General features: G+C 72.9%; 25 protein-coding genes. 11 read left to right on the forward strand and 14 right to left on the reverse strand.

Going from position 1 to position 26,804, the window contains the following annotated elements:
* Nucleotides 1-9 precede the first annotated feature (9 nt).
* From FXF51_RS53355 to FXF51_RS53365, 3 genes are read right to left on the reverse strand one after another with little or no spacing between them, the layout of a single operon-like run.
* On the reverse strand, nt 10-1,128 hold the full coding sequence (locus FXF51_RS53355) for a sensor histidine kinase (RefSeq protein WP_148442529.1): 1,119 nt from the start codon (nt 1,126-1,128) through the stop codon (nt 10-12).
* Nucleotides 1,125-1,844 carry an ABC transporter permease gene (locus tag FXF51_RS53360; protein ID WP_148442530.1) on the reverse strand — a complete coding sequence of 240 codons (720 nt, stop codon included), beginning with the start codon at nt 1,842-1,844 and terminating at the stop codon, nt 1,125-1,127. Before FXF51_RS53360 ends, FXF51_RS53355 begins: the two co-directional genes overlap by 4 nt.
* Nucleotides 1,844-2,734, reverse strand: coding sequence for an ABC transporter ATP-binding protein (locus FXF51_RS53365; RefSeq protein WP_148442531.1), 891 nt, complete (start codon nt 2,732-2,734; stop codon nt 1,844-1,846). Before FXF51_RS53365 ends, FXF51_RS53360 begins: the two co-directional genes overlap by 1 nt.
* A 176-nt stretch (nt 2,735-2,910) precedes the next feature.
* Here FXF51_RS53365 and FXF51_RS53370 point away from each other — a divergent pair, with 176 nt between their 5' ends.
* The 6 genes from FXF51_RS53370 to FXF51_RS53395 all read left to right on the forward strand — a co-directional run bounded on the left by FXF51_RS53370 (nt 2,911) and on the right by FXF51_RS53395 (nt 9,754).
* A complete protein-coding gene (locus tag FXF51_RS53370; protein ID WP_148442532.1) occupies nt 2,911-4,038 on the forward strand; it encodes a sensor histidine kinase in 1,128 nt (375 codons plus the stop codon).
* Nucleotides 4,035-4,697: a response regulator gene (locus FXF51_RS53375; protein WP_148442533.1), complete on the forward strand. Its 663-nt coding sequence runs from the start codon at nt 4,035-4,037 to the stop codon at nt 4,695-4,697. The genes FXF51_RS53370 and FXF51_RS53375 overlap by 4 nt, the downstream gene beginning before the upstream one ends.
* A gap of 206 nt (nt 4,698-4,903) precedes the next feature.
* Complete coding sequence (locus FXF51_RS53380) at nt 4,904-6,973, forward strand: MMPL family transporter (RefSeq protein ID WP_148442534.1); 2,070 nt, start codon at nt 4,904-4,906, stop codon at nt 6,971-6,973.
* A 141-nt stretch (nt 6,974-7,114) separates the two neighbouring features.
* Nucleotides 7,115-7,906, forward strand: a complete 792-nt coding sequence (locus tag FXF51_RS53385; RefSeq protein WP_262380480.1) for a hypothetical protein — start codon at nt 7,115-7,117, stop codon at nt 7,904-7,906.
* A 33-nt stretch (nt 7,907-7,939) separates the two neighbouring features.
* Entirely contained in the window at nt 7,940-8,848 is a 909-nt protein-coding gene (locus tag FXF51_RS53390; protein WP_262380481.1) for a hypothetical protein, read from the forward strand.
* Between the two features lie 21 nt (nt 8,849-8,869).
* Nucleotides 8,870-9,754 carry a hypothetical protein gene (locus FXF51_RS53395; RefSeq protein ID WP_262380482.1) on the forward strand — a complete coding sequence of 295 codons (885 nt, stop codon included), beginning with the start codon at nt 8,870-8,872 and terminating at the stop codon, nt 9,752-9,754.
* Between the two features lie 39 nt (nt 9,755-9,793).
* Here FXF51_RS53395 and FXF51_RS53400 read toward each other — a convergent pair whose 3' ends face one another.
* A complete protein-coding gene (locus FXF51_RS53400; protein ID WP_148442535.1) occupies nt 9,794-10,924 on the reverse strand; it encodes a UDP-N-acetylglucosamine--N-acetylmuramyl-(pentapeptide) pyrophosphoryl-undecaprenol N-acetylglucosamine transferase in 1,131 nt (376 codons plus the stop codon).
* Nucleotides 10,925-10,928: 4 nt separating this feature from the next.
* Entirely contained in the window at nt 10,929-11,744 is an 816-nt protein-coding gene (locus FXF51_RS53405; RefSeq protein WP_148442554.1) for a formylglycine-generating enzyme family protein, read from the reverse strand.
* A gap of 302 nt (nt 11,745-12,046) precedes the next feature.
* On the opposite strand from FXF51_RS53405, the gene FXF51_RS53410 reads away from it, so the two are divergent.
* Complete coding sequence (locus FXF51_RS53410) at nt 12,047-13,009, forward strand: Ppx/GppA phosphatase family protein (protein WP_148442536.1); 963 nt, start codon at nt 12,047-12,049, stop codon at nt 13,007-13,009.
* A gap of 63 nt (nt 13,010-13,072) precedes the next feature.
* A complete protein-coding gene (locus tag FXF51_RS53415; RefSeq protein WP_148442537.1) occupies nt 13,073-13,423 on the forward strand; it encodes a hypothetical protein in 351 nt (116 codons plus the stop codon).
* 96 nt (nt 13,424-13,519) lie between these two features.
* Here the strand turns inward: FXF51_RS53415 and FXF51_RS53420 are convergent, their stop codons facing one another.
* Entirely contained in the window at nt 13,520-13,939 is a 420-nt protein-coding gene (locus tag FXF51_RS53420; RefSeq protein WP_262380483.1) for an ATP-binding protein, read from the reverse strand.
* 102 nt (nt 13,940-14,041) lie between these two features.
* Complete coding sequence (locus FXF51_RS53425) at nt 14,042-14,587, reverse strand: TetR/AcrR family transcriptional regulator (RefSeq protein ID WP_148442539.1); 546 nt, start codon at nt 14,585-14,587, stop codon at nt 14,042-14,044.
* 101 nt (nt 14,588-14,688) lie between these two features.
* On the opposite strand from FXF51_RS53425, the gene FXF51_RS53430 reads away from it, so the two are divergent.
* Nucleotides 14,689-16,257 (forward strand): MDR family MFS transporter, encoded by a 1,569-nt coding sequence (locus tag FXF51_RS53430; protein WP_148442540.1) that lies wholly within the window; start codon nt 14,689-14,691, stop codon nt 16,255-16,257.
* Between the two features lie 77 nt (nt 16,258-16,334).
* Complete coding sequence (locus tag FXF51_RS53435; protein WP_148442541.1) at nt 16,335-17,267, forward strand: GNAT family N-acetyltransferase; 933 nt, start codon at nt 16,335-16,337, stop codon at nt 17,265-17,267.
* Nucleotides 17,268-17,276: 9 nt separating this feature from the next.
* Here the strand turns inward: FXF51_RS53435 and FXF51_RS53440 are convergent, their stop codons facing one another.
* The 7 genes from FXF51_RS53440 to FXF51_RS53470 form a co-directional block, all read right to left on the reverse strand.
* Nucleotides 17,277-18,575 carry an AAA family ATPase gene (locus FXF51_RS53440; protein ID WP_148442542.1) on the reverse strand — a complete coding sequence of 433 codons (1,299 nt, stop codon included), beginning with the start codon at nt 18,573-18,575 and terminating at the stop codon, nt 17,277-17,279.
* Entirely contained in the window at nt 18,566-20,005 is a 1,440-nt protein-coding gene (locus FXF51_RS53445; RefSeq protein ID WP_148442543.1) for a hypothetical protein, read from the reverse strand. The genes FXF51_RS53440 and FXF51_RS53445 overlap by 10 nt, the downstream gene beginning before the upstream one ends.
* Nucleotides 20,006-20,054: 49 nt before the next feature.
* Nucleotides 20,055-21,185: a hypothetical protein gene (locus tag FXF51_RS53450; protein ID WP_148442544.1), complete on the reverse strand. Its 1,131-nt coding sequence runs from the start codon at nt 21,183-21,185 to the stop codon at nt 20,055-20,057.
* On the reverse strand, nt 21,182-21,952 hold the full coding sequence (locus FXF51_RS53455; protein ID WP_148442545.1) for a hypothetical protein: 771 nt from the start codon (nt 21,950-21,952) through the stop codon (nt 21,182-21,184). Before FXF51_RS53455 ends, FXF51_RS53450 begins: the two co-directional genes overlap by 4 nt.
* Nucleotides 21,953-22,000: 48 nt before the next feature.
* Nucleotides 22,001-22,690 carry a class I SAM-dependent methyltransferase gene (locus tag FXF51_RS53460; RefSeq protein ID WP_148442546.1) on the reverse strand — a complete coding sequence of 230 codons (690 nt, stop codon included), beginning with the start codon at nt 22,688-22,690 and terminating at the stop codon, nt 22,001-22,003.
* Complete coding sequence (locus tag FXF51_RS53465; protein ID WP_187415060.1) at nt 22,650-23,159, reverse strand: ATP-binding protein; 510 nt, start codon at nt 23,157-23,159, stop codon at nt 22,650-22,652. Before FXF51_RS53465 ends, FXF51_RS53460 begins: the two co-directional genes overlap by 41 nt.
* A 76-nt stretch (nt 23,160-23,235) precedes the next feature.
* Nucleotides 23,236-24,975: an NAD-dependent malic enzyme gene (locus FXF51_RS53470; protein ID WP_262380484.1), complete on the reverse strand. Its 1,740-nt coding sequence runs from the start codon at nt 24,973-24,975 to the stop codon at nt 23,236-23,238.
* A 95-nt stretch (nt 24,976-25,070) separates the two neighbouring features.
* Here FXF51_RS53470 and FXF51_RS53475 point away from each other — a divergent pair.
* Nucleotides 25,071-26,804: SpoIIE family protein phosphatase (locus FXF51_RS53475; protein WP_187415061.1), on the forward strand; the 1,734-nt coding region annotated here is incomplete at its 3' end.

Here is a 26,804-nt window from a genome sequence, read left to right on the forward strand (position 1 = left end):
GGCCCTGGGTCACGGCGTCTCCACGGGAATCTGCGCGTAGAGGCGGTAGCCGCCCCCGGGCAGGGCGCCGACCTCCAGGCGCCCGCCGGCGGCGCCGACCCGCTCCGCCAGCCCCGTCAGCCCGTTGCCCTTGCCCGGTGCCTCCCCGGCCGGACAACCGTCGTCACGAACCTCCACCGCCGCCATCCTCCCGTCCACCCCCAGGCGGATGTCGCACCGCCGGGCCCGGCTGTGGCGCAGCACGTTCGTGGCCGCCTCCCGTACGACCCACGCGAGCTGCGCCTCCGCATCGGCCGGAATGGGCCCGTCGGCGGGGGAGACCGCCACCTCGATCCCCGCCACCCCCAGGTTGCGGGTCGCGTTCTCCAGCTCCTGCGACAACGACGGCGCGCGATACCCGGCGATGGCGTGCCGCACCTCGTCCAGCGCCCGCCGCGCGGCCCCCTCCACCTCGGCCATCTCCCTGGCGGCCCGCCCGGCGTCGGACGCGGCCAGCCGCGCGGCGAGCTGGCTCCTGATCGTGATGGAGGTGAGCGTGTGCCCCAGGGTGTCGTGCAGGTCCCTGGCGAAGCGCAGCCGCTCGTTCTCCACGGCCAGCCGCGCCACCTCGCCCCGCGCCTCGTTCAGCCGGGCGATGAGCAGCCCCATGCTCTTCATCGCCCCTCCGGCCATCGCCTGCACCGCGATGACCAGCGGCACCCACCACACCTGCGACGGCGGCACGCCCTTCCACAGCAGCGCCGCCACCACCACGACCGCCGTCGCGGCCGCCGCCGCGGCGAAGGCGCGGGTGCCCATCGACGCGCCCAGCGCGCTGACCGCGAACACGAACGAGACGTACGCCCACGGCGCCCCGAACAGCGGCAGCAACGCCAGCCCCGACCCGATCAGCCCCGCCAGCGCCCACGGCAGCGGCGAGCCCGCCGACGGGCTCAGCATCCGCCACATGATCATCATCCAGCAGGCCGCGAACACCGCCACCAGCCCCAGCGCCGCCACCACCGCCGGTGGCCGGGGGCCGTCGGCGAGGAACGTCCAGAGCGGCCAGGAGATCAGCAGCAGCCAGGCGGCGGAGCTCACCCGGGCCGCGGTCCCGCCCCTGCCGACGTCGAGCTGCGAGAGCGTCATAGTGCCCGACGGTAACGCCACAGGGCCAGCGCGGCGAAGAGCGCGGTCCACGCCGCCAGCACGGCCAGCGACGTGCCCGCCGGCGCCAGCCCGTCCAGCGTCCGCCAGCCCAGCGAGCCCGCCGCGTAGGCGGGGCTGTACTCGGCCACCGTGCGCATGCCCGCCGGCATGGACTCCACGGGCAGCCACAGCCCGCCCAGGACGGTCAGCAGGAAGTAGACGATCATCATGGCCAGGTTCGCGCCCTGCCCCCGGATCGCGTACCCGAAGGCCGTGCCGAGCGCCGCGAACGGCAGCACGCCCGCCCAGATCAGCACGGCCAGCAGCGGCCACGTCTCGAGCGGCAGCCGCACGCCCGACAGCAGCGCCCCGCCGGCCAGCACCACGACGATGCTCGGCAGCACCATGATCGCGCCGCTGACCAGCTTGGCCGTCACGTAGCCGTGCGCGGGCAGCGGCGTGATCGCGAGCTGCGCCAGCCAGCCCTTCGAACGCTCCAGCGCGATGGCGCCCCCGATGAACAGCGCAGAACCCATCGCGCCGTACGTGGCCATCGACACCATCGCGTACGCCTCGAAGTCGTCCACCCCGGGCGGCGTGACGCTGAGCACCCGCGTGAACACCAGATAGATGCCGAGCGGGAAGAACGTCGTCATGACCAGCCCCATCGGGTTGCGCAAGCCGCGCACCAGCTCCAGCCGCAGGTACGGCCCCATCAGTCCCGCCCTCCCGTCAGGCTCACGAACGCGCTCTCCAGGTCCGCGCTCTCCACCCGTACGTCCCTGACGTCGTCGAACATCGCGAACAGCGCCCGCAGCGTGGCGTCCGAGTCCTTCGTCCGCAGCGACACCGACCGGCCCTCCACGCTCACCCGCAGCACCCCCGGCAGGATCTCCAGGTCCGACAGGTCCGCGTCGTACAGCGTGCACCGCACCTCGGTCCCGCCGACCAGCGACTTCACGGTGGCCACCGAGCCGTCCGCGACGACTCTGCCACCGGCGAGCAGCACCACCCGGTCGGCGTAGTCGTCGGCCTCCGCCAGGTAGTGGGTGGCGGAGACGGCGGTACGGCCCTGCCCGGTCCTGGCCCGCAGCTCCTGCCACAGGGCGCGGCGGCCCTCCACGTCCAGGCCGACCGTCGGCTCGTCCAGCACCAGCAGGTCCGGATCGCCCACCACGCACAGCGCGAAGCGCACCCGCTGCCGCTGCCCGCCCGACAGCCGCCCCACCCGCTGCCCGGCCAGCTCCTCCACGCCCGCCGCCCGCATCGCCCGCTCCGGCGGCAGCGGCGCGGGATACATCCCGGCGACGGCCGCCACCAGCTCGCCCACCCGCACGTCCTCCAGCAGCCCGGACTCCTGCAACAGCACCCCGACCCGGCCCGCCCGCAACGCCTCCAGCGGCCTGCGTCCCAGCACGGTCGCGGTGCCCGAGCCGGGGGCGCGCAGGCCGAGCGCGATGGACAGCAACGTGCTCTTGCCCGCGCCGTTGGGGCCCAGCAGGGCCACCGTCTCGCCCTCGCCGACGTCCAGATCGACGTCCGCCAGCGCGGTCACCGGGCCGTAGTTCTTCGTCACGGCCCTCAACTCCAGTGCGCTTCCCGTCATGCGCCCAGCCTGGGTCAACGGGGTGGCGCGGGTGTAGTGCCGTACGTCAGCCGGGCCCGTATGACGGATGTCATGGGTACGGCGGCAGGCGATGGATGTCATACGGCGGCGGGCGTACCCCGGATACGCCGGCGGCGGTATCGCGTGCCGCGCACGACACGCACTACCGTGCGACCATGCGGACGATTGCCCTGGTTTGCGGCATGGGGGTGGCCGTCTACTCCTCCACCGTCATGGCACTCGGCAACCAGCCCGGCGCCCGGCCCCTCGACCTGCCCGGCTGCGCGCTGCTGGCCGTCGCGGTGCTCGCGCTGCTGTGGCAGCCGCGGCGGCCGGAGGTGGCGCTGGCGCTCGGCGCGGGGGCGGCGGCGGTCGTCTTCACGCTCGGGTACGCGCTCGCGCTGTGGCCGGTGCCCGCGCTGATCGCCCTGTTCGCGACCATCGCCGACGGCAGCAGGACGGCAGGGTGGGCGGGGGCGGCGTTCCTCGTCGCGGTGCCGGGAGCGGTGGCGTTCGCGCGCGGCGAGGCCGACGTCGTCATCGCCGTGGTCGTGTGGACGCTGCTCCTGCTGGCGGTGGCGCAGGCGGCGGAGGTGTCGCGGGCGCGGCGGGCGTACACGGCCGAGGTGGAGCGGCGGGCCGCCGACGCCGAGCGGACGCGCGAGGAGGAGGCGCTGCGGCGGGCGCAGGAGGAGCGGCTGCGGGTGGCCAGGGAACTGCACGACGTCACCTCCCACACGGTGTCGGTGATCGCGCTGCACGCCGCCGTCGCCGCCGAGGCCGTCTCACGCGCCGGCGGGCCGCCGGAGGCCGCCGAGGCGCTGCGGGTCATCCGGGCGTCGAGCAGGCAGGCGCTGTCGGAGATGAAGGCGGCCCTCGGCGTCCTGCGCACCGCGACCGTCGCGCCGCAGCCCGGAGCGGCGCAGCTTCCGGATCTCCTCCGGAACGCGGGACTGCCGGTGACCCTCGACGTCGAAGGCGAGCGCCGTCCTCTGCCGCCCGCCGCCGACCTCACCGTCTACCGTGTCGTTCAGGAGGCGCTGACCAACACCCTGCGTCACGCCGGCGCCACCACGGCGAGCGTGACGCTGACGTACGAGACGGGAGCGGTGACCGTGCGGGTGGACGACGACGGGCGGGGCGCGCGGGTGCCGCACGGGCATGGGCACGGGCATGGGCATGGGCATGGGCATGGGCACGGTCTCACCGGCATGGCCGAGCGCGTAGCCGCCGTGGGCGGCCTGCTTACCACCGGGAACGCCCCGGAGGGCGGCTTCCGCGTCACCGCCCGGCTGCCCGCGTGATCACGGTCCTGCTCGCCGACGACCAGCCCCTCGTCCGGGCCGGCCTGCGCGCCCTCCTGGACCCCGAGGACGACCTCACCGTGATCGGCGAGGCCGCGGACGGCGCCGAGGCGGTCCGGCTGGCCCGCGAGCTGCGCCCCGACGTCGTGCTGATGGACATTCGCATGCCCGGGCTCGACGGCCTCCAGGCCACCCGAGCCCTGGCCGGGACCGGCGTGCGGGTGCTCGTGGTCACCACGTTCGACCTCGACGAGTACGTCTACGAGGCGCTGCGCTCCGGGGCGGGCGGCTTCCTGGTCAAGGACGCGGAACCGGCGGAGATCCGGCACGCCGTCCGCGTGGCGGCCCGGGGGGACGCGCTGCTGTCGCCCGGGGTCACCCGGCGGCTCATCGAGGAGTTCACCGCGCGTCCCGCCCTGCTGGACGAGGGCCGGCTGAGGGCGTTGACGGGGCGCGAGCGGGAGGTTCTGGCCAGGGTCGCGAGGGGGCTGACCAACGCGGGCATCGCGGAGGAGCTGTTCATGAGCCCGCTGACGGTCAAGACGCACGTCAACCGGATGATGACCAAGCTGTCGGCGCACGACCGCGCCCAGCTCGTCGTCATCGCCTACGAGAGCGGCCTGGTCCGCCCGGGCGACCCCGCCCCGCCACAGACCTGATCGCCCGAGCCATCCCGCCCGCCGCAAGCCCGGCCGTCCAGCGGACCTCGCCCGGCGGACCTCGCCCGGCGGACCTCGCCCGGCGGACCTCGCCCGGCGGACCTCGCCGGGCGGACCTCACTGGGCGGAAGGTACCGCGGCCGGTGCAGCCGGAAGCCCGCGCCGGGACGACGACGCCGGGCACCCCGCCTTCCTAGCGTCACCGCATGATCCGTTTCTGCATCCACCACAGGCGCCTGGTCATCGCACTCTGGCTGGCCCTGACCGCCGCGCTGACCGCGGCCGCCGCCACCTGGCCGGCCCCCGCCGCGGACGGCTTCTCGCTGCCGGGCTCCGAGAGCCAGCGCGCCGCCGCTCTCCTGAACGGCACCACCCCCGAGCCACCGGGCGCGCTGATCGTCTCCGCCCCCTCCGGCCGAGCACAGGAGTCCGCCGCCCTGCCCGGCCGAGCACAGGAGTCCTCCGCCCCGCCCGGCCGAGCACAGGACCCCGTCGCCCCGCTGATCGCCCAGATGAACGCTGTCCCCGGCGTCCAGGTGAACCCCGGCGCCCGCCGCGCCTCCCCGGACGGCACGATCACCTCCATCCCGATCGACTACCCCGACGAGGAGGCGGCGGCACAGCTCACAAGGCTGCGCGAGGAGTTCCGCCCGCCCACCGGCGTGACAGTAGAGCTGGCGGGCGACGACTTCGCCGACTTCACCCCCGGCGGCGTCACGGAGATCGTCGGCCTGCTGGCCGCCGCGGTGGTGCTGCTGGTCGCGTTCCGGTCGTTGATCGCGGCGGCTGTGCCGCTGATCGTGGGGGTGGTCGGGGTGGCCTGCGGGGTCGCCGTGTTCACGCTGCTCGGGCACGTCGTCGGCAGCCCCGGCTTCGCCGTCTACCTGACGATCATGCTCGGTCTCGGGGTCGGCATCGACTACGCCCTGCTGATCGTCACCCGCTTCCGCACCGCGCTGAAGGAGGCGCCGGACGAGGCGCCGGACGAGGCGCCGGACGAGGCGCCGGACGTGGAGGAAGCGGTCGCCGAGGCGATGCGCACCGCCGGGAGGTCCGTGCTGTTCGCCGGGATCATCGTGATCGTCACCGGCGCCGGGATGTTGTTCCTCGGGCCGTCGCTGGGCGGCGGGGTGGCGCTGGCCGCCGGGTGCGGCGTGGCGATGGTGATGCTGGCGGCCCTCACCCTGCTGCCCGCGCTGCTGGCCGTGATCGGCAGGAGGATCGACAGGTTCGCGCTGCCGAGGAGGGCCGCGGCGGTGCCGTTGTCGTACCGGTGGAGCCGGGTGGTGCAGCGCAGGCCGTGGCCGGCGGGGACGGCGGCGCTGGCCGCGCTGGTGCTGCTGGCACTGCCCGCGACGCAGTTGCGGACCGGCTGGTCGGACGCGGGCAACCGGCCGGTCAGCGACACCACGCGGCGTGCGCACGACCTGCTCGCGCAGGGGTTCGGCCCCGGCATGGCGGGCCCGCTGATCCTGGTGGCCCCTTCCGCCGGCCACGGCGCGCTCGGGCGGGCGGCCCGCACGCCCGGCGTCGCGCAGGCCTTCCCCATCGGCGCGGACGGGCGGGCGGTCATGGTGGTCCCGGGCACGGGCCCGCAGGACGAGCGCACCGACGCGCTGATCCGCCACCTGCGCGCCACGCTGCCCGCCCCGGTGCTCGTCACCGGCTCCACCGCCGCCGCCCTCGACTTCGCCCAGCACACCGCCGATCGCCTCCCGTGGGTGGTGGGCATGGTGCTGCTGGCGGCGTTCGCGCTGCTCGTGCCGGTGTTCAGGAGCCTGGTGGTGCCGCTCAAGGCGATCGTGGTGAACCTGCTGTCCATCGGCGCGGCCTTCGGCGTGGTCGTGGCCGTCTTCCAGCTCGACGTGCTGGGCGGCGGCACCGGGGGGCCGATCGACGCGTGGGTGCCGCTGATGCTGTTCACGATCACGTTCGGCCTGTCGATGGACTACGAGGTGTTCCTGCTGTCACGCGTCAGGGAGGAGTACCTGAGGGACCGCGACAACACGCGCGCGGTCGCCGCCGGGCTCGCCGAGACGGCTCGGGTCATTACCGCCGCGGCTACGATCATGTTCTGCGTGTTCGCGGCGTTCGGCGCCTTCGACGATCGCGCGCTGCGCGTCATGGGGGTGGGGCTGGCGGTCGCGGTGCTGGTGGACGCCACCCTGGTGCGCCTGGTTCTGGTGCCCGCCGCCATGGAAGTGCTCGGTGAGCGCAACTGGTGGTTTCCTGTCCTGACCTTTCGGAGGCTGACACCGAGGCGGAAACGTACGTAATATCCAGACATCACGAGCGTTGGGGGCGCCAGGGTGCCAGGACAGAACGTGGGTGTGGTAGTAGATCCGCAAGTGCCGCGCGAGGTGGCCGGTCTGTTACGCGCCAACGCCCCCTTACTGTCCAGGGTGAGAGCCGGTTGGGTGCCCCCCGCCGTGACCCCGGCGCGCCGCCGCAGCCCCTCCAGCGCGCTGCTGCTGGCCGCCACCCCCGTGGTGATCGCGCTCATGGCCGTCCTGCTCGCCTCGCAGGCCTCCGCGGCCGGGTTCGTGCTGCTCGGCACGTACGTCTTCATCGTCCTGGTGAAGATCGCCTCCATGAGCGAGACCCCTGAGGAGGAGCGTCCGCAGGAGCGCGGCGTGTACGAGCAGGCCCGCTGGTACGACGGCCGCTTCCTGCTCCCCGAGGACTTCGACCACGACGCCAGGCTCGTCCTGTCCAGGGCGCAACGCGCCATCGGCTCGGTGCTGCGCTCGCACGTCAACGCCGAGGGCATGCTGGACGACGCCCGCAACGCGGTGATGCTGCCCGCGCAGGAGTGGGAGATCGCCCGGCTGCTGGCGAAGCTGTCGGCGCTGCGCCTGGAGCACAGGGAGCTGCTGGCCAGAGGCATCGCGCCCGAGGTGGCGGCGGTGATCGAGCCGCTCGAACGGGCCCTGGTCAACAGCGAGGCCGCCGTGGTCGCGCGGGTCGAGGCGCTGGAACGTTACGCCGGGCACGTCGCCGAGGCCGAGCGCGCCTACCACGCCCGCGGCCAGATCGAGGAGCTGCGCGCCCGCCTGCCCCGCTACGAGGAGCTGCTGGCGGAGGCGGGCGCCGACCGGCTCGGCGTGGCCGAGATCGAGCGGCTGGCGCAGGACGCCGACATCCTGGAGCGCACCTTACGCCGCAGCGTCGAGTCCGCCCACGAGGCGTTCCGCTACCTGGAGAGCTGACACTCCGACAGAAAGTCACAGAGGATCGATAACGTGCCAGGACGTCAGGCGAAGGTGATAGTCGATCCGGCGGTGCCCGACGACGTCGCGGCCCTCCTGAAGGACCACCGCAAGCTGCTCATGCGCATGGAGTCGGGTTGGGTCGCGCCGCGCGGGAGGCGTTTCCCCGTGGCGGCCGCGGGAGCCAGGCTGGCCGCCGCCGCGACGGCCCTGGCGGCGGCGGTGTACGGGCTGGCGCTGTTCGTGGACGAACGCTACACGCCCTTCGTGGTGATCATGACAGGCTCGGCGCTGCTGATGGTCAGCGTCCTGCTGCGGCCCCGGCCCGACGCCGAGGTGCAGCGGCGGCGCGCCAAGGAGCGCGAGGTGTACGAGGCCGCCCGCCGCCACGAGGGCCGCTACGTGCTGCGCGAGCGGCTCGACGACCCCGCCAGGACGCTCATGTCCCGTGCCCAGAGCGCCATCGAGCAGGTCGTGGACTCCACCGTGAACGCCGAGGGCCTGCTGGACGGCGTGCGCAACGGCGTGATGCTGCCCGCGCAGGAGTGGGAGATCGCCCGCCTGCTGGCCAAGCTGTCGGAGCTGCGGGCCGAGCACCAGGACGTCGTCGCCGAGGGCGTCACCCCCGAGGTGGCCGCCGTGGCCGAGCCGCTCGCGCACGCCCTCGACAGCAGCCAGGAGGCGGTGCTGGCCCGCGTCGAGGCGCTCGAACGGTACGCGGGCCACGTGGCCGACGCCGAGCGCGCCTACCGCGCCAGGAACCAGATCCAGCGCCTCAGCGCCAAGCTGCCCCGCTACGAGGAGCTGCTCGCGGAGTCGGGCGCGGACGGCTCCGTGGTGCCCGAGCTGGGCAGGTTGTCCGACGACGCCGACCGTCTTGAGCAGGCGCTGCGCGACAGCGTCAGCTCAGCTCACGAGGCTTTTCGTCACTTGAATGGCTGATTTCCCTTAGGATCCGGATTCGTGGCGGATGTGGTAGTAGACCCCGAGGTACCACCCGACGACGCCCAGCTCCTCAGGGACAGCCGTCAGGTTCTGATCAAGATGCGCCAGGGCTGGACGCCTCAGCCACGACCGTCCGTCTCCAACGCCCACCGCCGCATGATGGTGGCGTTCGCCGGGGCGGCCTTCTTCGGGCTCCTGATGGGCTTCGGCTCGCCGGCCCGCGGTCTCGGGCTGCTGATGATGGTGCTGTTCGGCATCCCGCTGGTGATCGTGCTGTTCGTCCGCAACGACATGCCCGAGGACGACGAGGACGCCTACGAGCGCGAGGTCTACGACCAGCTCCGCTGGTACGAGGGCCGCTACGTGCTCACCGACGACCTCGACGAGTCCTCGGCCAGGCTCCTCACCCGCGCCCAGCGCGCCATCGCCGCCGTGACCGGCTCCCGCGTCAACGCCGAGGGCCTGCTGGACGACGTGCGCAACGGCGTGATGCTGCCCGCGCAGGAGTGGGAGATCGCCCGGCTGCTGGCCAAACTGTCCGCGCTGCGCGCCAAGCACAGGGAGACGGTCTCGCAGGGGCTCACCCCCGAGGTGGAGGCCGTGGCCCGGCCGCTGGCGCGGGCGCTGGACAACAGCGAGGAGGCCGTGCTGGGGCGCGTCGAGGCGCTCGAACGGTACGCGGCCAACGTCGCCGACGCCGAGCGGGCGTACGTGGCGCACCACCAGATCGAGGAGCTGCGCAGCCGGATGCACCAGTACGAGGAACTGGTGGCCGAGACGGGGGCCGACGGGTTCGTCGTACCGGAGCTGGAGCGCCTGGCAGCCGACGCCGACCGGCTGGAGCAGGCGCTGCGGCGCAGCGTGAGCTCGGCCCAGGAGGCCTTCCGCCACCTGGAGCCGTGAAGGCCCAGCCGACGGAAGGCTCCAGCCGGCGCAAGGCGGTCAGGCGTGGTGGGCGGCCCGCAGCAGCAGGTCGCACAGCGCGTCGGCGGCGTCCAGCCGGCCCAGCTTGGCCGCCGCCTGCCCCATGCCCTGCCGCAGCCCGGGGTCGGCCAGCAGCGGCATCAGCTCGGCCAGCAGCATGTCGGCCGTGGGATGCGGCTCCAGCAGCGCGCGGGCCGCGCCCGCGGAGGCCAGGTAGCCGGCGTTCTTGCGCTGCTCGTCGCCGCCGGTCGGGATGAGCGGGATCAGCACGGACGGCTTGCCGATGGCGGTCAGCTCCGACACCGTGCCTGCCCCGCTGCGGGAGATCACCACGTCGGCCGCCGCGAACAGGTCGGCCAGCTCGCTCCCCACGTACGGGACCGGATGGTAGCGGTCGGCCAGCTCGGGCGGCAGCGCCACGGCGCGCATCTGGTCGATCCAGGCGGGCCCGCACTGGTGCACGATCTGCGCGTGCGGCAGCAGCCGGGGCAGGCTCTCCGCGATGAGCGTGTTGATCTGCTTGCTGCCCTGTGCGCCGCCGGTCACGTAGATGAGCGGCACCTCGAAGGTCAGCCCGAACAGGTCGTAGGCCGCCGCGCGGTTGCCCTGCAGCAGCTCCGGCCTGATCGGGTTGCCGGTCACGACGGCCTTGGCGCGGGCCGAGGCGGGCAGGTACTGCATGGACGACTCGTGCGACAGCGCGATGGTGGTCGCCAGTCTGGACAGGATGCGGTTGGCCAGGCCCACCACGGTGGTCTGCTCGTGCATCACCAGCGGCCGGCGGATGATCTTGGCGGCCACGCCGATGGGCACCGCCACGTAACCCCCGGTCGACAGCACCACGTCCGGCAGGTAGCGGGCGGCGTGCCCGATCGCCTGGAACACCCCGACGGGGATGCGGAACACGTCGGCGATGTTGGTGCCCAGCTCCTTGAGGTTGGGCCGGCGGCGCAGTTTGCCCGTGGTGATCGCCTTGAACGGGATGCCGTGCTCGGCGGTGATCCGCGCCTCCAGGCCGTTGGCGGTGCCCACCCAGAGCACGTCGTGCGGCACCTGACGTCGCTGGACGGCCGACAGGGTCGTCAGAGCCGGATAGGTGTGACCACCGGTGCCGCCGCCGGTGATCAACAGTCGCAGGGTTCGTGACATGCGATCAGCGTAGGGCCGCGCAGCGGAAGCCGGTGTGCCCGGTCGAGGAGTCGGGCGTGTTGTTCGTCCGCGCGGCCACCCGATAACGGTTGCAGTAGGAGTCGTGACACATGTACGACCCGCCGCGGATCACCTTGGCCGCGCCCTCGGCGGGCCCGGCCGGGTTGTCGGCGAACGGCTCCCACTCCACGCCCCACCAGTCGGCGGTCCACTCCCACACGTTGCCGGAGACGTTGTAGAGGCCGTAGCCGTTCGGCTGGAACGACTTGACCGGCATCGTCCCCTTGCTCGGCGCCGTCGGGAAGCGGCCCTGCCAGATGTTGCACCGCTGCCGCCCCTTGGGCGCCAACTCGTCGCCCCACGGGTAGCGCCTGCGCTCCAGGCCGCCCCTGGCCGCCATCTCCCACTCCGCCTCGGTGGGCAGCCGCTTGCCCGCCCAGGCGGCGTACGCGGTGGCGTCGTTCCACGAGACGTGCACGACGGGATGGTTCTGCCGGTCGCCGATCGTCGAGCCGGGGCCCTCGGGGGAGCGCCAGGCGGCCCCCTCGACGCCCGCCCACCACGGCGCGCCCGGCACCGTCGCCTCCATCACGCCGGTCGTGGCGAACCGGCGGAAGACGAACGACCAGCCGATCCGCTCGGCCTCGGTGACGTAGCCGGTCTCCTTGACGAACGTGGCGAACTGCGCGTTCGTCACGCACGCAGGGTCGATCCAGAACGGGTCCACCCGCACCTCGCGCACCGGGCCCTCGCCGTCCTCGGGGCGCCCGTCGGGGTCGTCGCCGCCCATGAGGAACGTGCCTCCGGGGACGCGCACCATCCCGCGTGGCGGCCCGCCCGGCGCGGGGCGCCGCACGGCGATCTGGACCTCGCTCACCTGCCCGGCGGCGGAGTCGCGGCTCGGGCCACAACAAGCGCTCAAGAGTTCCCCCCAAGTGTCACGACACCAAGGAAGGGTAGTGCCTGGGGCATGGCCAGGATGACGCGCCCGCTCGGCTGGGCGCACTCCTGCGTGAGCACTCAGTCACTCCGTCCGTCACGTTGGAGGATCCGGTGCCCGTCGAGCTTCGCCACAGCCACCTCAGTTTCGCCGTAAAAGCCGCAGACCGGTAGCTTTCTACCATGCGACTCGGCGTGCTGGACATCGGCTCGAACACCGTCCATTTACTGGTCGTCGACGCCCACCGTGGCGCGCGGCCCATGCCTGCCTACTCCCACAAGGTCGACCTTCGCCTCACCGAGCACCTCGACAAGGACCAGAAGCTCGGCAAGGTCGGCGTCGAGCGGCTCGGCAGCTTCGTCGAGGAGGCCGTCCACCTCGCCGAGGACAAGGGGGTGGAGGACCTGCTGGCCTTCGCCACCTCCGCCGTGCGCGAGGCCGCCAACGGCGAACAGGTGCTCGCCGAGATCGACAAGCGCTGCGGCGTGCACATCGCGGTGCTGTCCGGCCGTGACGAGGCCAGGCTGACGTTCCTGGCGGTGCGGCGGTGGTTCGGCTGGTCGTCCGGCCGGTTGCTGGCCTTCGACATCGGGGGCGGCTCGCTGGAGATCGCCGCGGGGGTGGACGAGGAGCCCGACGTCGCCGTGTCGCTGCCGCTGGGCGCGGGGCGCCTGACGCGCGACTGGTTCACAGGCGACCCGCCGACGGTGGACGAGGTGCGGAAGCTGCGCAAGCACGTACGAGCCGAGATCGCCCGCAGGGTCGGCGACGTGGTCAGGTTCGGCGAGCCCGACTGCGCCGTGGCCACCTCGAAGACGTTCAAGCAGCTCGCCAGGATCGCCGGGGCGGCGCCGTCGAGCGACGGCGCGTACGTCTCCCGCTCGCTGTCGCGCGAGGCCATGGCCGACTGGGCCGTCAAGCTGACCACCATGAAGTCGGCCGAGCGGGCCCAGCTCTCCGGTGTGTCCGAGGGGCGGGCGGCGCAGCTCGCGGCGGGCGCGCTGGTCGCCGACGCGGCCATGGACCTGTTCGAGGTGGACCGGCTGGAAGTGTGCCCGTGGGCGCTGCGCGAAGGCGTGATACTGCGCAGGCTCGACCTGCTGCCCGGGCGGCTCGACCAGCTCAACGGCGGCCCTGACCAATGAAGTAAGGTCGATATATCCTAATCTGTTGGCATAAAGCGCTGGTGGGCGGGCACTTTCCGCCGAATGATGACAGTGCTCGGCGCGATCGGATCCCTCGCAGTCGTCCTCCTTCTCATCGTCCTATCGGTGCTGCTCATCTCGGTCGTCGCGATGCTCGCCCTGCTCGCGATGGCCGCCTCGATGACCCACTGGAAACGGATCTGGAGGCGGCTGTCCAGGCGGGAGCCCCGGCTGGAGCTGAAGCTCAGCGGGGAGACCGTGCCCGAGCGGCGGCGGGCGGAGCTGAGCGGGAACGAGCCCCGGGTACGCCGCCGCTTCCTGCTCGGCGACGCGCGGCCCCACGAGGCCAGGCGCGGCGCCGGCCTGCGCGGCTACCGCATGCACCGCCCGCTGGACCGCCGCACCAGGGTCTGAGGGCACAGGGGCCTCGCCCGGAAAGAAGTGCCGCACCAGAACTCGCGAGCCCTGGTGCGGCACCTGGTGGGATACGGCGGGAGCTCCGCCTGGGGGTCAGGTGGCCATGAGGTGCTGCCCGGCGGCGCCCGGCGCGTAGCGCAGGCGTTTCTCCAGGCAGACCACGGAGCCGTGCTCCCGCCGGTTGGTGAAACGGATGTCGTCGGCGAGTGCCCGCATGATCTGCAGCCCGCGCCCGTGCTCGGCGCCCGGTTCGGGCTCCGCCACCTCGCGCGGGTCGAATCCGTCGCCGTTGTCGACCACCTTGATCACACACAGGTGGTCGTGGACGGACGCGCTGACCGTGTAGTCATCGCTGGGCGCCGCATGTCTGATCACATTGGAGCACGCCTCGGTGAGCATGAGCTCGATGTCATCTCGGACCTGGGGCTCGACGCCGAGCGACCGCAGCGTGCCGTCCAGCATCTGCCTGATCAGCGGGACGCTCGCCGCATCCCTGGGCAGTCGGAGTGCCATCGTAGCCTCCACTGCGCCTCCTCCCGTCTGGATGCGTGCGAGCCTTCTGCCCACGAATCCGTGTCCCAATCGTCGTTATCGGACGGGACGGGGCCGAAAAGCTCATCGCTCCAGGAGGCGGTGGGCCACTTCCAGGCAGGCCTTGTGGATCTCGTCCTCGGAGAGCTCGCCCTCCTTCATCAGCCACTTGCCCGCGTGCAGGGCGAACAGCGCCAGCGAATGGCTGATCCGCTCGGCGGGCGGGGCGCCCGGCTCGCTGATCTCGGACGTGAGCTCTCCCATGCGCTGCCGGATCTTGATCAGCGTGGGGTGGTCGCGCAGCGCCGTCTGGTTGCGCTCCAGGAACCTGGCGATGCCGAGGTGCCGGGTCGCGCGGATCTTCTCGGCGTAGCGGTCGACCAGCTCACGGCGCGTCTCGGGGCCCCTGGGCCGGCTCCTGACCCAGGCGAGCAGCTCGTCGAGCTCCTCCAGCCGCTGCTCGACCAGGCTCGCCACGATGTCGTCCTTGGTCTTGAAGTGGTAGTAAAGAGCGGCTTTCGTCACGCCGAGCTCCTCGGCGATCTCCCGCAGGGACGTCGCCTCGTACCCCTGCTCGGTGAACAGCCTCAGCGCGATCTCCTGGATTCGGGTTCGCGTGTCTTCCCGCACTTCGCACCTTTTCTACTTGACGGCCGGCAAGTAAGTATTTACCTTATCTTACGCTTGCCGGTCGGCAAGTAAGCAAACGTTCAACCAGATGGGGGTAAAGGATGACGGAGGCTGCCGCCGGCCGCCGCCGCGAGGTCATGGTCGTCCTGCCCGGCCTGATGCTCGCGATGGTGCTGGCCATGCTGGACAACATGATCGTCGGCACGGCCATGCCGCGCATCGTGGGGGAGCTGGGCGGGCTGACCTACCTGTCGTGGGTCGTGACGGCGTACGTGCTGGGCACGACCGTCTCCACGCCGATCTGGGGCAAGATCGGCGACCTGTACGGGCGCAAGACCATCTTCATCATCTCGATCCTCATCTTCATGGCCGGCTCGGTGCTGTGCGGCATGGCGGGCTCCGCGATGTTCGGCGGCCCGGAAGGCGGCATGGCCGAGCTGATCGCCTTCCGCGCGGTGCAGGGCCTCGGCGCCGGCGGCCTCATGGTGAACGTCATGGCCATCATCGGCGACCTGGTGCCGCCCCGCGAGCGCGGCCAGTACCAGGGCATCACCGCCGGCGTCATGTCGCTGGCCATGATCGCCGGGCCGCTGGTCGGCGGGTTCATCACCGACCACCTCGACTGGCGCTGGGCCTTCTACGTGAACCTGCCCGTCGGCGCGATCGCGCTGGCCCTCATCATCGCCAAGCTGCACCTGCCCCCGGTGAACAGGACGAACGTGCGCATCGACTGGGCGGGCGCCGCCCTGCTGTCGATCAGCATCACCGCCATGGTGCTCATCACGACCTGGGGCGGCAACGACTACGCCTGGAACTCCTGGCAGATCCTCGGCCTCGGCGCGCTGGCCCTGCTCACGCTGGCGGTGTTCATCCTGGTCGAGCGGCGCACCGTCGAGCCGATCATGCCGCTGCAGCTCTTCCGCAACCGCAACTTCACGCTGATCTCGATCATCGGCTTCCTGCTCGGCTTCGCCATGTTCGGCGCGATCAACTTCCTGCCGCTGTTCCAGCAGCTCGTGCAGGGCGCCACCGCCACCAACTCCGGCCTGCTGATGCTGCCCATGATGGGTGCCGCCATGGTCGTGTCGATCTTCGTGGGCCGGGCCATCACCAGCACCGGCAAGTACAAGATCTACCCCGTGATCGGCGGCTTCGGCATGGTCGCCGGCATGTGGCTGCTGTCCACCATGGACGTCGCCACGCCGGCCTGGGAGACCGGCCTCTACATCGCGGTGCTCGGCCTCGGCATGGGCTTCCTCATGCAGACCACGATGCTCATCGCGCAGAACAGCGTCGAGCAGCGCGACCTCGGCGTCGCCAGCAGCACCAGCACCTTCTTCCGCTCGATCGGCGGGTCCTTCGGCGTCTCCCTGTTCGGCGCGGTCTTCAACAACCACCTGCTGGCGGAGCTGACCACCCGCTTCGGCGGGAGCGCGGCCGGGAACATGGCCGGCAACGGCGCCAGGATGGACCCCGCTGCGGTCGCCCAGCTCCCCGCCCAGGTGCGCACCGGGCTGCTGGAGTCGCTGGCCGTCTCCATCTCCGGCGTGTTCTCGTGGGCCATCGCGTTCGCCGTCGTCGTGCCGGTGCTCGCGGTGTTCGTCAAGGAGATCCCGCTGCGCGGCGCCAGCCCGTCGGACGAGAAGGCGGCCACCCCGGCCGCCGGGTGAGAAGAGAAGGCGGCCATCCCGCCGCCGGACGAAAAATGGGAGGCGCCGGACCCGGCGCTTCCAGGACAATCCTGCCCATGCACACCATCCGCCGGCCACGCGTGGACGACGCCGCGGCCATCCACGAGCTCGTCGCCGCGAGCGACACGGCGGTCATCGGCGCCGCGGACTCCACTCTGGAGGACATCACCGACGAGCTGGTCGAGCCCGGCTTCGACCGCGAGCGGGACGGCTGGCTGGCCCACGACGCCGGCGGCCGGCTCGACGGCTGGGCCTGGGCCTGCCGCAACGGCGACAGCGACCTCGTCGACGTCGAGGTCGTCGTCCGCCCCGGCGTGGACGGGCTTGCCGAGGAGCTGTGGCCCACCGTACTGGCCCGCGCGGCCGAGCTGGGCAAGGAACGCGGCCACGACACCGTCACCCTGCACATCGGCGTCTACCGCGCCGACGGGGGCAAGCGGGCGCGGGTGGAGGCGCTGGGCTTCGAGCCGGGCACGAGCTTCCACCGCATGCGCATCGACCACGACGGGCCCATCGAGCCGCCCGCCGCGCCGCCGGGGCTCACGCTGCACTCGGGGGGAAGCGACGAGGTGCGGCGCGAGGCGCACCGCGTGCACCAGGAGGGCTTCGCCGAGCACTTCGGGTTCGTGCAGGTCAGCTACGAGCAGTGGTACGAGCGCAGGCAGGCCTCCAGCTCCACCGACTGGAGCCAGCTCACCCTGGCCCGCCTCGACGGGCGGCCCGCCGCGCTGCTCGTCGGCAACGACCAGTTCCTGCTCGACGAGGGCTGCGGCTACGTGGCCACGCTCGCGGTGCTGCCCGAGTACCGGGGCCGGGGGCTGGGCCGGTTCCTGCTGCGGCACGCCTTCGCCGCCGACGCGGCGCGCGGGCGCAAGGGGACGATCCTGCACGTCGACTCCAACAACACCACCCCCGCGCTCGGCCTGTACGAGTCGGCGGGGATGCGGCTGGTCATGGCCATCGACGTCTGGCAGCGCCGCCTGCCCTGAACCCTCGCCTCAGACGCGGTGGCGGGCCAGGTGCTCCAGCACCGACTGGTTGGCCTCCCACCCGTCAGGGAACTTCACCGGCACCCCGAGCTGCACCGGCTCCGCCGACGGATGCGCGTCCAGCAGCTCGGCGATGCCCGCCCTGGCCACCACCACGCACGCGTGCCGGTGCCGTGACGCCAGCACGCACAGCCGCCCCGACTCCAGGTGGAACGCCGTGGCGTCGCGCCGCCCCGACAGCGGGTGCAGCACGATCGTCACGTCGTACTCGCGGCCCTGCAGCCGGTTCGCCGTGTCCACGGTGATCTCCGCGGGCAGGCCCGCCGCCCTGATGGCCGACACCTGGTCCCGGTGCGCCGCCCCGACCGCGATCCGGTCCGCCGTCACCGGCCGCTCGCCCTGCTCGGACCCGGCCACCGCGCCGCGTTGCAGCAGCCGCTCGGCCAGCCGCGCCACCGCCTCCACGGCCTCGCCGTCGGTCCGCACGGTGTGCCGGTTCGGCAGCTCCAGCAGCGCCCACCCCGACCTGGCCGCCTCCTCCAGCGCCCGGTCGTGCACGCCGCCCATGCCGCCCGTCGACAGCTCCAGCCACCGGTCGCCGTGATCGGTGCCGGAGCGGAACCCGGTGAACGGGTAGAACGCCCGCGACACCACCGGCGCCGCCGAGGCGGGCAGCCGCCACGAGACCGGCAGCCGGTGCACCGGCAGGTCCGGGTTGTGCCGCAGCAGCACCGACACCGCGCTCTGCAGCGGGTCCCACGACAGGCCCGACCAGCGGTCGCCGTCCACGATCGAGAACGGGTCGAGCTGCCCGGGGTCGCCCACGAACAGCGCCCGCTCGAACAGCCCCGCGATCCGCAGCAGCTTGTCCGAGCGCATCTGGTACGCCTCGTCCACGATCGCCCACGGCCACACCCGGTCGCCGATCCACGCCCATTTGTCGGCCGTGGCGATGACGATGTCCGGGTCGCCCAGGTCCTGGATGCGGGTGCCGACCCGGACGCCGGGCAGCTCCAGCATGCGCAGTGGCGGCACGTACCCACCGGCCGACAGGCGGCCCACGGTCAGGTGCGGGTGCTTGTCGCAGATCCGCGCCACCAGGTCGTCGACCTGCTCGTTGGTCTGCGCCACGATCATCAGCGGCTCGCCGGTCGCCGCGATGTGCGCCGCCGCCCGTACGACCAGCGTGGACTTGCCCGCCCCCGGCGGCGAGTCGACCACCACGCCCCGGTGGCGGGGCAGGTCGGCGAGGACGTTCCTGATGACCTGCTCCGGGCTGAGCGTCGTCTCCTCGCCGGTCACGACCATTCCTCCTGGGCGTCCTCGTCGTCGGGCACGTACTCCTGCGGCGGGCCGCCGTGCGTCCACGGCGTGGCCTCGGGCTCGGGCAGGGCGGGGGAGCCCTGGAAGTCGTCGGTCAGCGAGGTGTAGCAGACCCGCTCGCCGACCTCCGGCACCGCGCCGGGCGCCGGCGTCCTGCCCCGGCCCATGCCCTTGGTGATCTTGAGGGTGACCAGGCCATGCGCGGCCTCCACCAGCTCGGCGCCCTGGCTGCGGCGCTGCGGGGTGCCCAGCGAGGTGCCGGGCGGCAGGCGTACGGGATCGTCGGTCTTGATCACTACGAGCGGGCGCAGCTTGCGCGAGCGGCCCTCGCCCTCGGTGTTGTCGGGCACCGTCTCGATCACCTCGCCCGCGAACGCCTCGCCGGTCAGCCGGTACTCGGCCATCACCAGCGGATCGTCGTAGGCGCGCTGCACGTCGTAGGCGGCCTGCGCACGCTCCATGCGGGCCAGCTTCGCCGCGGCGGTGACCGCGCCGTCGCGCCGCGCCTGCGGCGGCGCGCCCTCGGCGACGTGCACCGCCATGCCGCTGAACGAGCCGCGGTCCTGCTCCCACCGCTGCGCCACGCTCGCGCCCTCGGGCAGGGCGGCCAGCAGGTCGATCGCCTGCCACATCAGCCGCCAGGTGGGTTCGAGCTGGGTGCGCAGCGCCTCGGTGACGCGCCCCGTGAGGTGTTCGGCGGACTCGCTCTCCATCGCCGGGGCGAGCACCTCCGCGTCGAAGCCGGGGTCGGTGGCCGGGCCGGCGGGCGGCCAGATCAGCGGGTCCTCGGCCTCGTCGCTGGGCCCCGTGGTGATCCAGGCGAGCAGCGCGGCCAGGTTGGCGTCCTCCAGCGAGCTCTGCCCGCTCGCCCAGTGCCGGCCCAGCTCCTCGGTGGCGGCCAGCATCAGCGACGAGCCAGGGTACGCCGCCCGCTCCCCGAGATAGGTCAGCCACCGCCCCAGCAGCGGCACCGACTCCGGCACCGGGTAGGGGCCGTCGGTGCGGCGGAAGCGGGTCGAGCGGCCGAGCAGCCGGGTGAAGGCCACCCCCGTCCGGTTCGGGACGATCAGCTGCGGGGCGTCGATCGCCCGCTCGTACGGATCGGCGTTCTTGCGCTCCACCGACTCGGTGTCGTTCATGAAGCCCTCGATGTAGGGCAGCAGCACCGCGGCCACCTCGGCGGCCCAGGCGAAGCGCAGGTCGCGGTTGCGCGGCTGGGTGACCACGAGCAGCCGCGGCCGCTCCCGGTCGGTGCCGAGCATCGCGGCCAGCGGCGCCGCGGCCTCGCCCGACAGCTTGAGCGGGATGAACACCATGGGACGGTCGGACAGGTGGCAGTGCCTGACGGTCGCGACGGGCTGCGCGACGCCCTCGTCCAGGGCGCGCAGCCGGGCTAGCGAGGTCAGCAGGCTCATGTCGGGCGTCTCCGCGGCAGGCGGGTGGTCGGCGGCTTCGTTGGCTGGGTCAATTCAGGCACTCTCTGCGCAGGCGTTCGGCGTTGCGGAGCAGCCGGGCGATCTCCTCCTGCCCCTCGGCCGGGTCGCGTGACCCGTCGGCCAGGCCCAGCGCCTCGGCCACCGAGGCGACCCCGCCCAGCTCGTCGCGCACCTGCCGGCCCAGCAGGTCGGAGGCGCCCTCCTGGCGGGCCTCGTCGCGGCAGAAGAAGCACAGGTCGCACGTGGACAGGCAGTCGGGCGCGTACCGGGCGGTGGTCCTGCGCAGCGCGTCGGCCAGCTCGGCCACCGGCCTGGTGGGCCGGCCGTCCTCGTCGGGCAGCAGGTCGAGGGTGAGGTCGTCGGGCAGGCCGTCGAGCAGCCGGTCGAGCGTGGTCATGCGGGCGAGCTGGCGGCGCAGCACGGCGAGCTGCTTGCGCACGTCCACCAGGGTCGCGACCGGCCGGTTGGCGAAGTTCTCCGGGCAGACCAGCACCACGTCGTGGGAGACCTTCGACGGGTCGTGGCCCAGCTCCTCCAGCAGGTTGCGCAGCGCCAGCACGTACACCGCCGCCTGCCGCGCCGCCGCCGCCACCGCCGACGGCTCGGCCTGGCCGTCGATCACCGCGAACGACTTGATCTCCACGATGTGGAAGCGCCCGCCGAGCTGGAAGGCCACCACGTCGGGCTCCAGGTACGCGGTGTGCCCGGCGATCCGCAGGCTGAGCAGCGGATGGTCGTACAGGGTGCCCGCCTCCTGCCCCTCGCGCGCCGCCCGGTCGAACAGCGCCTTGGTGTGCGCGTGACGCAGGTGCGCGCCGACGTTCTCCACGTCGTGGTAGGCCACCTCGGCGACGGGCAGGCCGAGCACCTCGCGCAGCATGCGCAGCAGCTCCGCGCAGCCGTCGGCCTTGACCAGCGCCTCGAACAGGTTGCCGCGCGTGATCGCGAACGGCGACTGGCCGAACGGCGCGGGGAAGCCGAGGTGCCGGGCGGCGGCGTCCTTGTCGATGCCGGCGCCGTCCATGAGGGCGCGGCGGGTGCAGCCGGGGTTCGCGGCCAGCGCCGCGATGGCGCGCGCGTCGTGCGGCTGCTGCGGGGTCGTGCCCCGCAGCGCGTCGAGCCGGTGCACCTGGTCGCCTTCGCGCTTCAAGCCGCTCACTTGGCCTTCTCCTTCTTGATCGTGCTCAGCGTAGCGGCGCCGAACAGCCGGGCGGCGTCACCGAGCTGCGCTGTGGCGCGTTCTGCCAGCTCGGCGCGATCCCGCGTGTCGCGTTCCGCGTGCACGCGCAGCTCGGCGCGGGCCGCCTCGACCACTCGCGCGGGGTCCGGCAGGGCCAGGGTGCCGTCGGTGGCGCCGGGGATGTTCCTGCCCATCCTGATCAATAAGCGCAGCGCCCGCTCGTCCTCGGAATAGTGTTCCGCGACCGAGATGGCGCAGGTCAGGAAGTCGACGCGGAGGCTGAGCGGGCCGACCACCCGCCGCTCCAGCGGCCAGGTGCTGAGCGTGAGCAGGCCGCGGGCGGGGGAGAGGCGGTCGGTGAGCGCGGCGCACAGGTAGTACGGGCGCCCGAACGGCGAGGAGCGGAACGAGCGCTCCTCGTCCCTGCGCAGGCTGGTGAGCTGGCTGCTGCGGATGGTGCCGCCGAAGAACGCGTCGCTGACGGCCACGACCAGCCGGGGCTGCGCGGCGGCGCCGAGCAGCCGCAGCCCCTGGTGAACCTGCTCGCGCACGGTGACCAGCCGTGCGGGCTCCTCCTTGGACGACACCTGCCGGCCGCTCACGAGGGCGTCCCAGGAGCGCTCGGCGCTGCGCAGCTCGGCCCGCAGGACGCGGGCGGTGGCGCTGTCCCTGACCCGCATCGCCTTGCGCACGCCGGCCCGCAGCTCGTCGATCCGCTGTTCGAGATCGTCCAGCCGGTCACTCATGGCGCGACTGTACCAGCAGTCCCAGTATTTCCCAGTATTTTAGTGGATCTACGTCGTAAAGGCGTCCGAAACGGCCAGCACCCACGTGCGGTCGTCGGTGAGGAAGCGCTCCAGCCGCAGGCTCTCGGCCGCCAGCGCGGCGGCGAGGTCGCCGTCGGTGAGCCGCCTGGAGGAGAACGACTGCGTCCACACCTGCTCGTCGCCGTGCGTGTAGCGCATGGTCGCGTGGAACATGCCGGGCGAGACCTCCTCCACGGCCGCCATCGTGATCGTGACGTCGCCGTCCTGGCGGCCCAGGCCCACGTGCCAGCGGTCGTGCGCCTCGGCGGGCATCCACTGGATCAGCACCGCGCCGCCGGGCTTGACGTGCCGCGCGCAGGCGGCCAGCAGCGCCTGCCTGGCGGCGTCGTCCCCCGTGTTGACGAGCTGCGAGGCCAGCATGACCGTGTCGAACCGTTCGCCGAGCCGCAGCTCCTGCACCCGGGCGACCACCGTGCGCGCGCCGCGCACCCTGGCCAGCATCTCGGGCGACTCGTCCACCGCCACCACCTCGAAGCCCAGGCCGATGAGCGGGTGCGTCACCCGGCCGACGCCCGCGCCCAGCTCCAGCACGGAGCCGCCCGGCGGGGTGACCCCCGCCACGATCCCGGGCTCGTCGCGCGCCTCCAGCTTGCTGTAGAACTCGACGGGGGAGCCGTCAGGCGTGATGGGTCCTGGGCCCGTTCCTGTGTTCCGCATACGTCGAACCTAGCTCCGGATCAACGCGGTGGGCGATCACTGTTTCCAGCGGCTGACGGTATCGGCCCTCCATGGCGGCCGGGCGCCGCCGGCGCACGCGCAGGCTCAGCAGCGAGCCCTGGTCGGTGCGCTCCAGCACGACCTCGTCGCACAGGTGCTGGATCACCCAGAGGCCGTAGCCGTGCGAGGCGGTGCGGTCGAGGTCGCCGATGGTCAGGTGGTCCTGCGTCAGCAGGCCGGCAAAGTCGAGGACGTCCACGACGACGTGACCGGCGTCGGCGCGCGCGGTGATGACGCCCGACTTGCCGCCGTGGTCGAGGACGTTGGTGACCGCCTCGTTCACGGCCAGCACCAGATCCTCGAGCCGCCGGTCGGGCAGCCCGCTGTGGCGGCCGTGCAGGCGTACCAGATCCCTGATCAGGCCGAGGTCGGCCGTGATCGGACACCGTAGTTCGAACTCGAAAACCATGACCATTCTGCCCGCCGAGGGCCGGGAGGAATCCGCGGGCCCTGTTCCAGCTTTCCACGCTGAAGATCGGCAAACGTCAGCCTCCCGCCCCGCTCCCGTCGCCGGAGTGGGCCGGGCGGTAGCACGGCTGCCACATCGCGTCCTGGACCTGCTGGACGGGGTCGTCCAGGGCCACCCTGGCCAGGCCTTCCGCGGCCGCCTGCCCGGCGACCGCGACGGCGACCGTGGCCGAGACCGCACGCAGGTTCTCCACCTCCGGCAGCAGCGACGCGCCCGCCGCCGACACGTCCACCATGCCCGCCACCGCCTCGGCCGCCGCCCGCAGCATGCCGTCGCTGACCCGGCTCGCCCGGGACACGACCACGCCCAGGCCCACCCCCGGGTACAGCAGCGCGTTGTTGGCCTGGGCGATCGAGTGCTCCACCCCGTCGTACGGGATCGGCTCGACCGGCACCCCGGTCGCCACCAGGGCCCGCCCGCCGGTCCAGCGGAGCAGGTCGTCCGGGCTGGCCTCCATGCGCTCGGTCGGGTTGGACAGCGGGAAGACGATCGGCCGCTCGGCCTTCATCGACCGTACGACGTCCTCGGTGAACGCGCCCCGCGCTGTCGAGGCGCCCAGCAGCATCGTCGGCTGGACGCGGGCCACCACCTCGGCCAGCCCGATGCCGCCGTCCTCGTCCCTGGCCCAGCCCTCGGTCTCGGCGGGCGGGCGGGCGTAGGGGCGCTGGAAGTCGCGCAGCCCGTCCACGTCCTGGGTCAGGAGGCCCTGCTTGTCCACCGCCCAGACGCGGCGGACCGCCTCCTCCTCGTCCAGGCCGTCGCGCGCCATCGCGTCCCTGAGCTGGTCGGCGATGCCGATCCCGGCGGTGCCCGCGCCGAACACCACGACGCGCTGCTCCCGCAGCCTCTGGCCGGTCACGCGGATCGCGCCCAGCACGGCCGCCAGCACGATCGCGCCGGTGCCCTGCATGTCGTCGTTGAAGGTGGGGACGCGGCCGGTGTAGCGCTCCAGGATGCGGCGGGCGTTGGACGGGCCGAAGTCCTCCCAGTGCAGCAGCGCGTGCGGGAACAGGCGGGTGGCCGCCGAGACGTAGGCGTCGATGAAGGCGTCGTAGCGCTCGCCGCGGACCCGCGCGTGCCGCTCGCCCACGTAGAAGGGGCCGTTCAGGAGCGCCTCGTTGTCGGTGCCGACGTCCAGCGCCACGGGGATGACCCGGGCGGGGTCGATCCCGGCCGCCGCCGTGTAGACGGCCAGCTTGCCCGCCGCGATGCCCGCCCCGCCGCCGAGCCCCCAGTCGCCGATGCCGAGGATCTGCTCGGCGTCGGAGGCCACGATGAGGTCCACGTCGCCCGCGCCGAGGCCGAAGTTGCGCAGGGCCCGCTCGATGCCGCCCGGGTCGTCGATGGACAGGTAGACGCCACGGGGGCGGCGGTACTCGCGGCTGTAGTTCTTTATCACCTGGGCGATCGTGGGGTCGTACACGATCGGCAGCAGCTCGCGCAGGTGATCGCTCAGCACCCGGTAGAAGAGCACCTCGTTGCGGTCCTGGAGGCCGGACAGGAAGATGCTCTTGGCCAGGTCGGTCGGCTGGCGGCCGTACTGCATGTACGCGCGGGCCGCCTGCTCGTGCAGGCTCTCGATGACCGGCGGGATCAGCCCGTCCAGCCCCAGGCCGGCCCGCTCCGCCGCGCTGAACGCGGTGTCCTTGTTCAGCAGCGGATCTTCGAGCACGGCGGGGGAGTGCCGTCTCTGCCCGTGTTCGTACTCGCCCATGCGGTGCTGGATGCCCCCGGCGGGGCGGTCGTATTGCCGCACCTGCGCATATGTGGCGACAAGTCTTGGTCAAGAAAGGGTCGCCGCAGGTCAGCGCGGCTATCATGGGGCTTCTTGAGCACGGATGGGTGATCCGATTGAGCACCTCCGACAGCGACACAAGAGGGGCGTTCCCAGCGGTCGCCGTGGTCGACGCCGACGGCATCATGATCGGCTGGACCCGGTCGGCCGAGGATCTCACCGGCTACCCCGCCGCCGCCATTCTCGGCCGCCCCGTCAAGACCCTGCTCCTCGCGGACACCCGCCCCGACTGGCGCCCCGGCGCGAGCCCGGTCACCACGGGCCTGGTGGAGCTGCGGCGGCGGGACGGCGGCAGGATCGTGGTCCGCGCCGAGGTGGCCCCCCTGGCCACCGCGAGGGCGGGGGAGTCGTGGCTGGTCTCGGCCATCCCCGCCGCCGACGACCTGTCCGGCCGCACGGGCTCCCTGCTGGAGGCGCTCATCAGCCACTTCCCGGTGGCCATGGCCATCTGGGACAAGGACCTGCGCTGCGTCTGGCTGAACGCGGCGGCCGCGAACCTGGAGGACGTCTTCCCCCACTACCACCTCGGCCGCTCCCTGGCCGACCCCATCCCCGGCACGGACACCGAGGCCGCGCAGGAGGCGATGCGCAGGGTGCTCACCGACGGCACCCCCATGATCGACCGTGAGGCCCGCTGGTCGGCCCCCGACGGCAGCCAGGAACGTACGCTGTCGACCTCGCTGTTCCGCCTGGAGGGCATGGACGACAGGCCCCTGGGCGTCTGCTCGCTGGCCCTGGACATCAGCCACAGCAGGGCCAGGGACCGCCTGGCCCTGCTGCGCGAGGCCAGCATCCGGATCGGCAGCACCCTCGACGTCGGCAGGACCGCGCAGGAGCTGGCCGACCTGGCCGTGCCCGTCCTGGCCGACTACGTGACCGTGGACCTGTCGGAGACGACGCTTCCGGACGCCGAGCCGTTGCAGCGGCTGGCCGCCACGGAGGTCAGCGTGCCCGTCTTCCGCCGGGCGGGCGTGGCCTCCGTCCACGACGGGATCCCCGAGTCGCTGTGGCCCATCGGGGACGCCGTCTTCGTGCCGCCCGACTCGCCGTTCACGAAGGTGCTGGCCTCGCGCCGGCCGCACTTCGAGGCCGTGCTGGACACCTCGGCGGGGAGCTGGCTCGGCCAGGACCCCGACCGGGCGCGGATCATCCACGGCACCGGCATGCACACGCTGATCATCGTCCCGCTGGAGGCGCGCGGCGACATCCTGGGCGTGGCCGTGTTCGTCCGCAACGCCAACCCGGCGGCGTTCACCAGGGACGACCTGCTGCTGGCCGAGGAGCTGGTCGCGCGGGCCGCGCTGAGCCTGGACAACGCGCGCCGCTACACGCGCGAGCGCAACACCGCGCTCGCGCTGCAGCGCGACCTGCTGCCGCGCAACCTGTCCGGCGGCGGCGCCGTCGAGGTGGCCTCCCGCTACCTGCCCTCCGACGTGCACGAGGGCGTCGGCGGCGACTGGTACGACGCCATCCGCCTGCCCGGCGCCCGCATCGCCCTGGTCGTCGGCGACGTGACCGGGCACGGCATCCACGCCGCCGCCACCATGGGCCGGCTGCGCACCGCCGTCCGCACCCTGTCGTACCTGGGGCTGGGCCCGCACGAGCTGCTCGCGCACCTGGACCGGCTGGTGGTCGAGGACGCCTGCGGCGACCTCGACGCGGCGGGGGCCCCCCGCCTGTACGCGGTCTACGACCCCGCCCCCCCCCGCTGCACCCTTGCCGCCGCCGGGCCCCCCCCCCCCCCCGTGGGGGCACCCGCGGGGGGGGGGGCGGTCCCCCCGCCGCCCCGC

The organism is Nonomuraea sp. PA05, assembly GCF_008086045.1.
Taxonomy (GTDB): Bacteria; Actinomycetota; Actinomycetes; order Streptosporangiales; family Streptosporangiaceae; genus Nonomuraea; species Nonomuraea monospora.

Bases quoted from the DNA above. Each gene is read 5' to 3' on its own strand.
- FXF51_RS53435 (WP_148442541.1), top strand. From the start codon at position 16,335: ATGCACACCATCCGCCGGCCACGCGTGGACGACGCCGCGGCCATCCAC.
- FXF51_RS53365 (WP_148442531.1), bottom strand. From the start codon at position 2,734: ATGACGGGAAGCGCACTGGAGTTGAGGGCCGTGACGAAGAACTACGGC.
- FXF51_RS53445 (WP_148442543.1), bottom strand. From the start codon at position 20,005: ATGAGCCTGCTGACCTCGCTAGCCCGGCTGCGCGCCCTGGACGAGGGC.
- FXF51_RS53455 (WP_148442545.1), bottom strand. From the start codon at position 21,952: ATGAGTGACCGGCTGGACGATCTCGAACAGCGGATCGACGAGCTGCGG.
- FXF51_RS53430 (WP_148442540.1), top strand. From the start codon at position 14,689: ATGACGGAGGCTGCCGCCGGCCGCCGCCGCGAGGTCATGGTCGTCCTG.
- FXF51_RS53410 (WP_148442536.1), top strand. From the start codon at position 12,047: ATGCGACTCGGCGTGCTGGACATCGGCTCGAACACCGTCCATTTACTG.
- FXF51_RS53440 (WP_148442542.1), bottom strand. From the start codon at position 18,575: ATGGTCGTGACCGGCGAGGAGACGACGCTCAGCCCGGAGCAGGTCATC.
- FXF51_RS53360 (WP_148442530.1), bottom strand. From the start codon at position 1,844: ATGGGGCCGTACCTGCGGCTGGAGCTGGTGCGCGGCTTGCGCAACCCG.
- FXF51_RS53460 (WP_148442546.1), bottom strand. From the start codon at position 22,690: ATGCGGAACACAGGAACGGGCCCAGGACCCATCACGCCTGACGGCTCC.
- FXF51_RS53400 (WP_148442535.1), bottom strand. From the start codon at position 10,924: ATGTCACGAACCCTGCGACTGTTGATCACCGGCGGCGGCACCGGTGGT.
- FXF51_RS53380 (WP_148442534.1), top strand. From the start codon at position 4,904: ATGATCCGTTTCTGCATCCACCACAGGCGCCTGGTCATCGCACTCTGG.
- FXF51_RS53420 (WP_262380483.1), bottom strand. From the start codon at position 13,939: ATGGCACTCCGACTGCCCAGGGATGCGGCGAGCGTCCCGCTGATCAGG.
- FXF51_RS53355 (WP_148442529.1), bottom strand. From the start codon at position 1,128: ATGACGCTCTCGCAGCTCGACGTCGGCAGGGGCGGGACCGCGGCCCGG.
- FXF51_RS53370 (WP_148442532.1), top strand. From the start codon at position 2,911: ATGCGGACGATTGCCCTGGTTTGCGGCATGGGGGTGGCCGTCTACTCC.
- FXF51_RS53405 (WP_148442554.1), bottom strand. From the start codon at position 11,744: ATGGTGCGCGTCCCCGGAGGCACGTTCCTCATGGGCGGCGACGACCCC.
- FXF51_RS53415 (WP_148442537.1), top strand. From the start codon at position 13,073: ATGATGACAGTGCTCGGCGCGATCGGATCCCTCGCAGTCGTCCTCCTT.
- FXF51_RS53465 (WP_187415060.1), bottom strand. From the start codon at position 23,159: ATGGTTTTCGAGTTCGAACTACGGTGTCCGATCACGGCCGACCTCGGC.